At 42.5% G+C, this 13386-nt stretch carries 6 protein-coding genes; all 6 read right to left on the reverse strand.

The window, feature by feature from the left end; genetic code table 11:
- Positions 1–61 precede the first annotated feature (61 nt).
- Positions 62–2422, reverse strand: coding sequence for an ABC transporter permease (locus tag JWR61_RS22875; protein ID WP_301930030.1), 2361 nt, complete (start codon positions 2420–2422; stop codon positions 62–64).
- 48 nt (positions 2423–2470) lie between these two features.
- Positions 2471–4900: an ABC transporter permease gene (locus tag JWR61_RS22880; RefSeq protein WP_301930031.1), complete on the reverse strand. Its 2430-nt coding sequence runs from the start codon at positions 4898–4900 to the stop codon at positions 2471–2473.
- A gap of 57 nt (positions 4901–4957) precedes the next feature.
- A complete protein-coding gene (locus JWR61_RS22885; protein WP_301930032.1) occupies positions 4958–5698 on the reverse strand; it encodes a DUF2807 domain-containing protein in 741 nt (246 codons plus the stop codon).
- 30 nt (positions 5699–5728) lie between these two features.
- Complete coding sequence (locus JWR61_RS22890; RefSeq protein WP_301930033.1) at positions 5729–8092, reverse strand: ABC transporter permease; 2364 nt, start codon at positions 8090–8092, stop codon at positions 5729–5731.
- 171 nt (positions 8093–8263) lie between these two features.
- Positions 8264–10693: an ABC transporter permease gene (locus tag JWR61_RS22895; RefSeq protein ID WP_301930034.1), complete on the reverse strand. Its 2430-nt coding sequence runs from the start codon at positions 10691–10693 to the stop codon at positions 8264–8266.
- 182 nt (positions 10694–10875) lie between these two features.
- Positions 10876–13266 (reverse strand): ABC transporter permease, encoded by a 2391-nt coding sequence (locus JWR61_RS22900; RefSeq protein WP_301930035.1) that lies wholly within the window; start codon positions 13264–13266, stop codon positions 10876–10878.
- Positions 13267–13386: the final 120 nt, after the last annotated feature.

Genomic DNA, 13386 nt, shown 5'->3' on the forward strand with positions numbered 1-13386 from the left:
CTATCCCCCTTACCTGCGTTGCTGTCATTATCAATTATCCATTAAAAAGTTATTCATTCAATCAGTCTGCTTTCAAACTCTTCACCGGGTTGCGCATGGCTGCACTGATCGTATTGAGGCCTACCACCGCCATCGTTAACAGCAACATTAAAATGCCGACGATTGCAAATACCCAAATACTGATATTTACCCGGTAATCGTATTTCAACAACCAGTTGTGCATACACCACCATGTAAGCGGAACTGCTATGATGAATGCTATAGCAACCAGCTTTAAAAATTCTTTGGAGATGAGGAGCAGCAATTGCTGAATAGTAGCACCCAATACTTTTCTTACGCCAATTTCACGAAGGCGTTTAATAATGGTGAAAGAAGCCAAGCCAGCCAAACCAATACAACAAATAAAAATGGCGAGCAGCGCAAAAATGTTCGCCAGCTTACTGATGAGATCTTCCGTTAAAAACTTGCGCTGAAATTCTTTATCAACAAACCGGTACTCAAATGGTACTGCAGGATTGTACTTTTTGAAAACCGTTTCTATGGCCGTAAGCGCTTGCTGTGGTTGTACATCCCTATTCAACCGCATACTGATCCAGTTGGAATTGTCAGGGTTATAAAAAGCCATCATCGGATCTACGGGAGTAAAAGGAGATTCCATCACGATATTGTTTACTACCCCAATCACCGTAAACTCCTTATTGCCGTTACGTATCTGCATGCCAACCGGATCTTTTATATTCATAGCTTGTACAGCCGCCGCATTCAACAAAACGGAAGAACTGTCAACCGCGGCGCCTGAAAAATCTTTGCCCTGCAATACCTTAATACCCATCGTTTTTGTAAAATCATTGTCAGTTGTAAGGCCTGTAAAAATAAGATTGAGATTGGCCGGTTTGCCCGTCCAGTCTGGTGCAGGCGACTTCCAGTAAATTTCAGTAATGGGCGACATGGTTCTTGTTACCGAACTAATCAGGCCAGTCTGTAACAGTTCATTTTTAATAACTGTATAATTTTTTTGCGTTTCGGGTGAGCCTGGAATGGAGATCAGGTTATTGGGGTTGTATCCCGTTGCCCTGTTTTTTACGAGGTTGATTTGCTGGTATACGATGATGGTGGCAGAGATGAGCAAGATAGAAATTACGAACTGACCGACGATCAAAAAATGCCTTGGCAATACTGCATTTTTGCCGGGATTGAAGGTGCCCTTCAACACTTTGATGGGGCTGAAAGAAGACAGGTATATTGCAGGATAACTGCCCGCTACCACACCGGTAAATACGATGATGGCAAATGCTGCCAGCCAGAATTGAGGTTGTGTAAAATCAAGAAACAGTTGCTTCTCAACGAGGGTATTAAATGCCGGTAACAAAAGGTATACCGCCAAAATTGAAAACACAAAAGAGATAAGCGCCAGTATGATGGATTCAAAAAAGAATTGTATCACGAGCTGCTTTTTTTCTGAACCCAGTGTTTTACGAATGCCGACTTCTTTCGCTCTTTTTTCTGAGCGGGCGGTTGACAGGTTCATAAAATTGATGCAGGCTATCAGCAATATTATGATGGCGATGATGGTAAACAACCGCACATACTCTATCATGCCGCCTACATTTTTTCCGTCTTTAAAATCACTGTACAGCCGCCACTTGCTCATAGGGAAAGCAAAGTAAGATGTGATCTTTTTATCACCGGGATCATGCAACACTTTTATCTCGTTGATCTTTTTTTCTATAGCAGCTATACCAGCGCCGGGTAAGGTTTGCAGGTACACCTGCCAGGATGAATTTTGCCAGTTGGCCATGGATCGCTTCAGGCTTTCGTCTGCATAATTGAACGGCATAATGCAATCGAATTGTATGCTCGAATTACCGGGCACGTCTGCGACAACAGCAGTTACTTTAGCATCCCGTTCATTATCTACCTTCACTGTTTTGTTGATTGGGTCGGCGTCACCAAATAAAGCTTTTGCCGCAGATTCCGTGAGCACAATAGAAGCTGGCTCCCGGATGGCATTGATCGCATTTCCCCTGATAAATTTATAAGAGAACACATCAAAAAAATGTTCACTTACCGTATAACCATCTTTCTTCAATTTGGCTTCACCATTGGTCAGTATATAAGGCTGACGAAAGGTAGTAACAACTGCGTGTTTTACCTGTGGTATCTGTTGCTCTAAAGATGCGGCCAACGGCAGCACCATGGCCTCATCTGTAAAAATGGTATTGTTGAAATTGCGATGGCCCATTACCTTGTACACTTCGCTGTAGTTCTTTTGCGACTTATCGTAATTCACCTCATCCTTCACCCATAACAGGATGAGTATGGCACAAGTGATGCCAATGGTTAGGCCAAGCAAATTGGTAAGGGAGAAACCCTTATTCCTGAATAAATTTCTCCAGGCGATTTTTACGTAGTTTCTAAACATAACAATCAATTTTTATTATAAATCATTCACTATAGAATTATCCATCACCTAATCCGCCTTCAAACTCTTCACAGGATTAGTGATCGCCGCTTTTACTGCCTGGTAAAAAACGGTAGAGAGTGCAATGGCTACTGCAATGCAGCCCGCCAGTGCAAATACCCACCAACCGATATCGATACGATATGCAAAATCCTGCAGCCACTGGTGCATGAAGTACCAGGCTACCGGCGTAGCAATCAGCAAGGCAATTAACACCAGCAGTAAAAAATCTTTTGACAATAGTGATACAATGCTTTGTACACTGGCGCCCAATACTTTTCGTACACCAATTTCTTTAATGCGGCTTTCCACCGTAAAAGTGGTGAGACCAAACAAACCCAGGCAAGCGATAAAGATGGCCCAGATAGCGGCAGAGGAAAACATGTCGCCATATTGCTTTTCAGACAGGTAACTTTTGTTATAATTATCATCTACAAAAAAGAATTCAAAAGGATTACCGCTGAAACTTTTTTTGTAGAGTTTTTCCAGGAAGGCCATTTTATCCTGCATCTTATCCGCCGTTAAACGGACAGTAAAATAAGTGCTGTTGTTTTGCGGATAAAAGATGATCGGATCGATGGCATTTTGCAGGCTTTTATGGTGATAGTCTTTTACCACGCCTACTACATCCAGCGCCCGTTCGTCCCATTGAATTTTGGTGTGTAAAATGTCTTCCGGGTTTTGAAAGCCCAGTTGTTTTACTGCCGTTTCATTCATCAGCACTTTGCTGTTGGAATTCCATTCCACATTACATTCTGCTGCGGTAAAATTTCTGCCGGCAACCAGGCCAATATCATACGCCTTTAAAAACCGGTCGCCAATGATAGCAAAGGCATAGGTTTTTAATTCATCTCCTTTTTTTGAGTTTGGCTGCGTAAATCCACTGGTGGCAAAGTTGTAGCCTTTGCTGGGTACGGCGCCGGAAGTGGCATAATCTTTTATGAAACTTTGCTGCGACAATTCATCCCAGAAAGCAGAACGGCGGTTTTTAAATGTACTGTCCTTGCCGGTTTCAGGGCCTTGTATCACCAGCAGCTGGCTGGTATTGATGCCCAGTTGCTGATTCTTCATGTAGCTGAGCTGGGTGTAAATAAGTATGGTCGCAATGATGAGCACAATGGAAATAACAAACTGCGCTACCACCAGCGACTTGCGTAAAAAAATACCTTTGGCGGTAGAACCTATTTTCCCTTTTAATGTGTCAATCGGATTATACCTGGATAAAGAAAACGCGGTGTAGGCACCGGAAAAAACAGAACCAGCCACCAGTAATGCCAATGCAAACAACCATGTTTTTGTGGTACCCAATGTTTGCAGTGAAATGGTTTTGTTGATAAGTTGATTAAACAAAGGTTGTATCAGTATTACCAGCGCAATCGCAACGGTAAATCCAATTAAATTGATCAGTACAGACTCGCCCATAAATTGTGCTACAAGGCTTTGCCTGCTGGCACCAATTGCTTTCCTGATGCCTACTTCACCAGCCCGTTTGATAGAGTTGGCAGTAGATAAATTGATATAATTGAACCAGGCAATCAGCAGGATTAAGAATGCGATAGCGCCTAACATATACACATATTTCAGGTTGCCGTAGGTAAGGTAGCGGTCGCTTAAAGAAGAACCCAAATGTACTGCAGAGAAAGCCTGCAAATGAAACTGCACACCGTCTTTATCTTTCTTTAATTCATTGCGCATGGCAGTAAGCTTTTTTTCAAAGCTGGCTGCGTTTACGCCTTCATTCAATTCAAAATAGGTGTTGATGTATTGCGATGAAAGATTGTCTAGTCTGGCCCAATCGTTATCATTTAAATTGGCTGGATTTTTTAAGGTTTCCAGCGAAAACACCATATCGTAATGGATGTCGCTGTTGTTGCCCATATCAGCATATACACCTTCCACTGTATAAAGTGCAGCGCCAAACTGGTTGTTTAAAGTAAGCGTTTTGCCAATTGGGTCTGTATCTCCAAAATATTTTTTGGCAGCTGATGCAGACATAAAACAGGTATTGGTTTTATTGAAGTCCGCAGGCGATCCCTGCTTTAAAGGAAAGCTGAAAAAATTGAAAAAATTACCTTCTGCATAACCAATTTGGTTTTCCCGGTAAGCCTGCTTGCTGTTGTCGTTTTTACTTACAATGCCTTTGGCAACATCATCAGCAAAGCGGCAATATTCTTTTAATTCCGGAAAACGCTGCCTGGCCTGCAAGGCCCAGCCAGGCTCCTGTTCAGGCCATGTTTTACCGGCTGCATCTTCATTAATAAGCCGGTACATGCCAGACAGACTTTTATGAAACTGGTTAACACTTTTCTCCAGGCTGATGTATTCCGCCAGCAATAAAAAAGCTGCAATGCCCATGGCAAGTCCGGCAATGTTGATGGCCGCATACACTTTGTTACGGAAGATATTTCTGAAAGCAATTTTTATAAAATTTTTAAACATCGTATTTCATTTCTGTTGTTATCCTCCTATTAATCTGCATTATGCCCGGCCTTCCGGTTAATTTATTTTATCAATCAGCATATCGCCGATGTGTATTCCCTTTACTATCTCGGGATCGCCTTTGTAATGCAATTTTGCATCGCCGAATGCGGTCACTTTAATTTTATCAGCTGCGTTCAATGTAAAATCCGATTCACCATAACTCACGACATAACTACTGCGGCCGTTAACAGCAATCGTGTTTATTTTGCTTTCGCCATAAGATGTATAGTGCTGTTCCTTAATGGTGCCGGCTTTTATTTCAAGCGTATTTTCGCCGTATAATTTGGTATGCAGTTCGCCAAAATTGACTTCGTTCATAGTAAGTTTTGTTTCACCATATAGCTTCAGGTCAAACTCATCAGCAGCAACCGGGCTTTTAAACAATTGCGTTTCATCTCCGCGGATAGAAAGGCTGTTCAGCGTTTTATACGTGATGGTTGCTGTTACCACCGTACCATTGTAAATAGAATGTTTCTCCTTGTATCCATTTTCATAAGAGGTTTCATTTTTTGGAATTTGCTTGGCGCCATCGAGGTATACCCAAAGTGTTTTATTATTGACTTCCATGTGCAGTTTACGCTTGTCTACCGAACAGTTTTCAACATTTACTTCTTCCTTATCGCCCTCCACAAATGTTACCCGTATGTACGGACTTACAATAATCTTTTCAAAATGCTTAACGCTTGTAACCTCCGCCTGCAGGGCAGATGAAGTCATCATCAGCAAGGCTGCGGCAAAAAAATGTATCTTTTTCATATATTAAAGGGTTTTGTTGTTGTTTAAATACTATTCCGCTCTTAAACTTTTTACCGGGTTTACAAGTGCCGCTCTTATTGCCTGGTAACTGACCGTACTCAGGGCTATAAAGACTGATAACAACCCGGTAGCTATAAACACCCACCACTCTACACTTATGTGGTAGGTAAATGCCTTTAACCATTTTGTCATTGCCCACCAGGCTATCGGTGATGCGATGACAAAGGATATAATCACCAGCTTTAAAAAATCTTTAGATAAAAGTGTGGTGATACTGGAAACACTTGCGCCCAGTGCTTTACGAACTCCGATTTCCTTGATGCGGTTTTCTGCCATGTAAGTGGCAAGCCCAAACAAACCGAGGCAGGAAATAAAAATGGTGAGACCGGCAAACAGCGCCGCCAGCATTCCAATCCGTTTTTCATCGTCAAACTTTTTGGCGTAACTATCATCCACAAATTTGTATTCAAAGGGATATTGTGTATTATACTTTTTAAAAGTATTTTCCATCAATGCTATATCTTCCGTAACGGGTTTTGCAGGATTCAGTTTTACATGAATTGTATTGAACCATGACTTTGGCCCCATGACTACCAGCTGCGAAATCTTCTCATACGGCGACTGATAAATGAAGTCTTTTAAAACACCTACTACATGCCATTCCTGACCATCTGCTCTGATGATTTGCCCAAGCGGATCCTTTAACCGCATAATTTTTACCGCAGTTTCGTTTAGCAGGATAGCAGTGGAATCAGCTACATTACTGTTGACATCAATATCTCTTCCCTGCACCAGCTGCACCCCCATTGTTTTTACAAAATCCGCGTCTGAAGACATCCTGATAAAATCAGTTTTTTCATCTTCTTCGTTACTGCCCGGCCATTTAAAACCCCACCCATCGCTGTAGTGTTGCGTGATGGGGCTCATAGATTTGGTGACGGCCACTGCGGCGCCCGTGCTGAGCAATTCCGTCTTTATCAAATGATAATTTTTATCGGCTTCGCCCTGCAGCGAAGTGTATACCAGGTTACTGCGGGAGTAGCCGCTATCCCGCTGCTGTGCATACCTGATTTGATTGCGGACAATAATTGTGCAAATGATGAGCGCAATGGCAAATGTAAATTGCAATACTACCAAAATTTTACGTGGCGTAACCAATGCGTTCTCTGCCTTAAATGTGCCCTTCAACACTTTAACCGGTTGATAAGCAGATAGGCAGAATGCAGGATAACTGCCGGCAAGCAGGCCTGTAATTAAAATAAAACTGATGGCAAACAACCAGTACCATGGATTCAGGAAATCGATGAACAATTGTTTATCGACCAGCTTATTGAAACTACCCAATGTTAGTTGTACGATTACAACGGCGATGATACCGGCAAAAAACGAAAGCAAAATACTTTCGCCGATGAACTGCCCGATGAGCGAGCTTTTATTTGCGCCTACTGCCTTTCGCACACCTACTTCCCTGGCTCTTTTTTCACTCCGGGCTGTACTTAGGTTCATAAAATTAATGCAGGCTATCAGCAAAATAAATACAGCAATGATGGAGAACAATCTGACTCTCTCTATGCGACCTCCGACATACCTTCCATTCTCCGAACGTGAATACAACCAGGCATCGCTGAACAATTGTGTAAATACCTGTGTGGTTGATTTCTCCGTGCTTTTGGTGTGATCGATGGTGATGTTCCGGATCTTTGCATCAAAGGCTGCCTGCGTTGCATATGGCTTCAGTGATACAAAAGTCCTGATCCCGTTATTCGTCCAGCTGCTATCATCGCCACCAATTTTACTGAGGTAAGGCCAGGGAATGATGTATTCAAAATTAAAGGAAGTGTTGTTTGGTAAATCCTTCAGAATACCGGCCACGGTAAAATAATCCGAACTATCAACCCTGATAGATTTGCCCATGGCTTCCTCATCACCGAATAATTTTTTTGCCAGCTTTTGCGTAAGCACAATGTTGTAATTGCCCTTCAACGCATCCGGATTACCCTTGATCAACGGAAAGCTAAACATGTGTAGAAATCCGGTGTCGCTGAAGATGCCGGAAACGTTCAGGTGCTTTTCGCCCAGGGTTAATAAAAAATCAGCATTCCGCACCCGTACGGCATCTTCCACTTCCGGATAGCCCTGTTTTAAGGCAGGACCGAGGGGTTTTGATGTAGTACCCCATGCCCATACCTCGCCATTAAATTTATCCCTGTTATTGGCAACATACAAACGATCTTTTTTTGCATGAAACCGGTCATGGCTTACCTCATTGCCAATCCACAAAAGAATAAGAATGGCACTGGCCATACCAATGGCAAGTCCTAAAATGTTGATGAAGGAAAAGCCTTTATTGCGACCTAAGTTGCGCCAGGCTATTTTGAAATAATTTTTCAGCATACCTGTTCTTTATTTTTTTAATTCGGTTTTTTGCTACCCTTTAATAAAGGTTCAACAAAGCTGTTTTTGTACAAGAGGGCGACGCAAGGATGATGAACATTGCTTCCCGGCCCGGACAAATATTTTTAATTTATGAACACCACATTTTTTCGCTTCAGGAAATGAATAGAATTATTCGCTTCGTAAACTTTTTACAGGATCTGCAACCGCTGCTCTTAATGCCTGTGCGCTCACCGTAAAGAATGCAACTAATGCCGCCAGCACGCCGGCAACAATAAATACCCACCATTGTATATCGATGCGGTAGGCAAAATCTTTCAACCAATTGTGCATGGCGTACCATGCCACCGGGAAGGCCAGTATGGCTGCCACTGCTACCAGTACCAGGAAATCTTTCGACAGCAGCCCGACAATGCTGTTGACGTTGGCACCCAATACCTTTCTTACACCAATTTCCTTGATGCGTTGCGTGATGGCAAAGGCTGAAAGGCCAAATAAACCAAGACAGGCAATGAATATGGCGATGCAGGCGAAAGAGATGAAGAGCGTGGCCTGGCGCTGTTCTGAATCGTATAGCTTATCAAACTGGTCGTCTAAAAAATGGTACTCAAAAGGTGTTTCAGGAAAATATTTTGTCCATATACTGCTTAAATGATTGAGTGATGCAGTCAGGTTACTGCTGGCAATTTTTACAGAAAAATTATTGAAGTACACCTGGCTGGGTGGCAGCAATAACAACACCATGGGAACAATGGGCTGGTGCATGGATTCAAAATGAAAGTCGTTGATGACACCAATAATATGACCCTTTGTATTGCCGTATTTAAACTCTTTATTGACTGCTTCACCGGCATCTTTAAAACCCATTGCCTTTACTGCAGATTCATTCACTACAAAGCTGGAGGTATCGGTACCATAGTTTCGTGAGAAGAAGCGGCCCTGTTTAACGGGTATACCAAAAGTGGATACAAAATCATGATCGACACTCACGAATTTAATGTCGGTGGTGATGGGCATGGCTGAATCACTGGCAAACAAAAATGCCCCCATATTATCCAGCAAGCGGCCGGTTGGTATCCTGGAAGAGCGGGTTACATCTTTAAAGGCCACATCCTGCAGCAGCTCATTTCTGAATGGTTCATATTGCTTGCTGATGGCATTGGTATATGACATGGTAACGATGCGGTCTTTATCAAAACCCAGCGATTTTTTTTGCATGTAGTGCAGCTGCTGAAACACTACAATGGTTGTGATGATAAGTATAATGCTTACAGCAAATTGTGTAACCACCAATGCCTTTCTAAACGAAATACTTCCGCCATTTACTTTAAATAAACCTTTAAGTGTTTTAATAGGCTGGTAAGAAGACATGAAGAGCGCAGGATAAATACCTGAGACGATGCCAATGAAAAATGGCGTTAACAACAAAGGCACAATCACCTGCCATTTGAAAAGCACCGATAATGAAATGGATTTACCAGAGACTGTATTCAGCAGCGGCAAACTAAAGTAAGTGAATGCGAAAGCTAGCAACGTTGCCACCCAGCAAATTAATACAGACTCACCAAGGAACTGCAGAATCAGTTCTTTCTTGTTGGCACCGATTACTTTACGGATGCCGATTTCACGGGCACGTAACGCAGAGCGGGCGGTAGATAAATTGACGTAATTGATACAAGCAATGAGCAGGATAAACAAGGCGATGATGGAAAAAATATACACGCGGCTGATGTCGCTATTTTGTTCTGCTTCATAATCTGTATGCGAGTGCAGGTGGATATCTGTTAATTTTTGCAGTTCCAGTTTTGTAAACAGGGATGGATTTTTGCCCTGGTAATCTTTATGATCCATGTGCTTGTCAACAAACGCCGGAAACTGCGCCTCTATGCGTTGGGCGCTGAATTTATCCGGCAACAGCAGGTAAGTAAAAAATGCATTGTTGCCCCAGCTGGTACGCAGCGCTTCTTCGCCATACAATACAGAATCCCGCAGGGAACTAAACGACAGCAGCATACCCGGATGCATATGGGCATTGGAAGGAAAGGCTTCGTAAACGCCGGTTACTTTAAAATCGAACTGGCTGTTAACCCTTACCAGTTTATCGATCGGGTCTTCATTGCCAAAATATTTTGTTGCTTCTTCTTCTGACAGCATCATTGAAAAAGGATCTGTCAACGCTTTCTTCGGACTGCCTTTTACCACCTTCACTGTAAAAACATCAAACAGGTTTTCATCCGCAAAAAAGATGCTCTTTTCATTGAATTTTTTTTCACCATATCGCACCGGTGTAAGGCCATTGTCCAGCAACCTGGTCATCTTTTGTATCTCCGGAAAATCGGTCGGGAAATAATAACCAAAAGCAGGCGCCACGGTGCTCAGCTTGAGCGATACAGCGCCATTGCCATTATTAAAAGTCCTGGTTACGCGGTAAATATTGTCTGCGTTTTTGTTATACCTATCATAACTCAGTTCATCTAAAATATAGGTTGAAATTAACAGGCAACAGGTTAAACCCACAGTTAACCCAAACAGGTTGATGAAAGAAATAAATTTATATTTCATCAGGTTGCGCCACGCAATTTTAAAATAATTCTTTATCATAGCTTAAGCTGTTAAGATGTTTGAATTCTTTACTTTTTGGTTTTTGCCGGTAATACGTCAGGGTGCTGTTTTAGTTACTATATTTTGGCTTTTATTTTTTCTTTTATTCAATTTTCTTTTTGTCCATCCAAAAGTGAACTATGCATTTCACACCCCCCTTGGGGGCAGGGGGGCCAGGCTTCCTACTCACTCCTCAAACTTTTCACCGGGTTCATCAAAGCTGCCTTAGCTGCCTGGAAACTTACAGTTATAATGGTGATGAGCATAGCCATCACCGCGGGTAACACAAACATCCACCAACTGATAGTGATGCGGTATTCATAATCGAGTAACCATTTATGCATAAAATACCAGGCCAGCGGAAATGCCAGCAGGCAGGAAATACCGACCAACCTTACAAATTCTTTTGATAATAGTGAACCCAGGCTTTGCACAGATGCGCCCAATACTTTGCGTATACCAATCTCCTTCACTCTTCTTTCTGCTGTGTAAGCCGAAAGACCAAACAAACCAAGACAGGAAATGAAAATCGCCAGCACGGCAAAAAGGCCTGCGAGCTTTCCGATTAAATTTTCGTTGATAAATAATTCTTTAAAACTGTCACTGGCAAATTCGTATTCAAAAGGGTAAGTTGGGTTGTAGGTTTTAATAACGCTTTCCACTTTGGCAAGTGCGGTTTTATAATCCTGCCGGGGTTTAAAACGGATGAGCAGGTTGCTGGTATTGGCTGCTTTTTTATCGTTAAAAATAATTAATGGCGCTACACCGCCATACACATTATTGTATACATAATCTTTTATTACACCTACTACTTCAAAGTTTGTACTATCCCTTTCAATCTGCGTACCTACCACAGCCGACTGTTTAGGTGTTATCATCTTTGCAAGTGTTTCATTGATGATCACCGTATTGCTGTCAGCAAAGCCATCCTGGTGAAAGTCACGTCCGGCAAGCACCTGCATGCCCATGGTATTAATGTAACCTGGCGTAACCCAGTTCATAGAAATCAATACGTCTTTTGTGGCTTCCTTTCCTTTCCAGTTAAAACTGGATGAATTGCTGCCGACAGAAAACGCCCCGCTGCTGCTGAGTGCGGCCTGCTCTACTACCCCGGTCTGCACCAAGTCATTTTTGATGTTTTCAAAATGTGAACCGATGTCACCCTTACCGGAAGTACTGATGATTTGCTGGTTCAGCATTACCAGGTTATCCTTGTTCATGCCAAGCTCGCGGTTTTTGGTATGCATTACCTGCTCATAAATAATGATAGTACAAATGATCAGTGCTACGGAAATAACAAACTGTGTAATCACCAGGCCCTTGCGGATAAAGCCGGCTCCATTGCCCTGTAGCTTCAGGCCTTTTAAAACAGCCAGCGGTTGAAACGAAGAAAGATAAAAGGCAGGATAACTGCCCGCAATGAAACCGCACAACAGCCCGATTACAACCAATGAAATAAGATGCGCCGGTTGCAACAATCCAGGAGACAATTGTTTTTCCACCAGCAGATTAAATGCAGGCAACAGCAATGCAACAATGCCGACGGCAATCACTACACCTATAAAAGCCATGAGTATTGCCTCGCAAATAAACTGCCATACCAGCATGCTTTTAGCCGAACCCATTACTTTGCGTACGCCCACTTCCTTTGCCCTCGGGCCGCTTTTGGCGGTGGACAAATTCATAAAATTGATGCAGGCAATTATTAAGATGATCCAGGCAATAATGGTAAACAGTTTCACTATTTTTATTTTGCCACCGCTTTGTTTACCATCTACAAAATTGCTGCGCAGCCGCCAGTCTTTAACGGCCAGCAAAAAGGGCATGGCGCTGGCATCTTTATCTTTTGCTTTTATAAAGCCATACATTTTGCTGTTGACCGCGGCTTCATTAGCGGTAGGTTCCAGTTCAATAAAATTCTGAATGCCGTTGTTGCCCCAGCTTGTCAGCCAGTTGTTTTGCTTTTCAAAAATTTCAAATGGCGCCAGCCATTCCTGCCTGGCAAAGCGGGTGTTTAAAGGCATATCCTTTACAACGGCAGTAATGGTATAGTCCTGCTGGTTTTCCATTTTCAATTGCCTGCCAATTACATCCGTGCTATTGAATATTTTTTTCGCCATTGATTCGGTAACCACCAGCGAGTACAACTGGCTGAATGCATTGGCAGCATTGCCCTGGATGAATTCATAGTTAAACATTTTAAGAAAAGCTGAATCTGTATACATGCCATTGGCATACACACCTTTTTCCTGGTAGTTAAAGAGTGCCCGGTTGCCCCAGTTAGTTCTAACAATATTTTTAATACCAGGAATTTCTTCTTTAGCAGCCTTTGCAAACGGTCCGGGCAAGGATGCAAACGTATAGGTTTTTCCATCGTACACCTGGTTATCCATTACCTGGTACAGGTGATCCCTGTTGGTAAAATAATCATTGTAAGTATACTCATCTTCCACCCATAAAAATATCAATGCGGCACAGGATATACCAACCGCCAACCCTGAAATATTCAGCAGGCTGAACGTGCGGTTCTTCCAAAGATTTCGCCAGGCTGTTTTAAAATAATTCCTGAACATAGATATGATATTTACATGTTTTCAGTTGTTGGTTTACCGGCACGACGTCAAGGTCTTGGCAGAGATAGCGGAGTTTGAATTTTAAACTTTTCTATTTTCTACAGAGCCCCCGATACAGCG

It is taken from the genome of Ferruginibacter sp. (genome assembly GCF_028288465.1).
Lineage (GTDB): Bacteria > Bacteroidota > Bacteroidia > Chitinophagales > Chitinophagaceae > Ferruginibacter.

Coding starts and splice junctions, on each gene's coding strand:
- JWR61_RS22875 (WP_301930030.1), bottom strand. CDS start 2,422: ATGTTTAGAAACTACGTAAAAATCGCCTGGAGAAATTTATTCAGGAAT.
- JWR61_RS22880 (WP_301930031.1), bottom strand. CDS start 4,900: ATGTTTAAAAATTTTATAAAAATTGCTTTCAGAAATATCTTCCGTAAC.
- JWR61_RS22885 (WP_301930032.1), bottom strand. CDS start 5,698: ATGAAAAAGATACATTTTTTTGCCGCAGCCTTGCTGATGATGACTTCA.
- JWR61_RS22890 (WP_301930033.1), bottom strand. CDS start 8,092: ATGCTGAAAAATTATTTCAAAATAGCCTGGCGCAACTTAGGTCGCAAT.
- JWR61_RS22895 (WP_301930034.1), bottom strand. CDS start 10,693: ATGATAAAGAATTATTTTAAAATTGCGTGGCGCAACCTGATGAAATAT.
- JWR61_RS22900 (WP_301930035.1), bottom strand. CDS start 13,266: ATGTTCAGGAATTATTTTAAAACAGCCTGGCGAAATCTTTGGAAGAAC.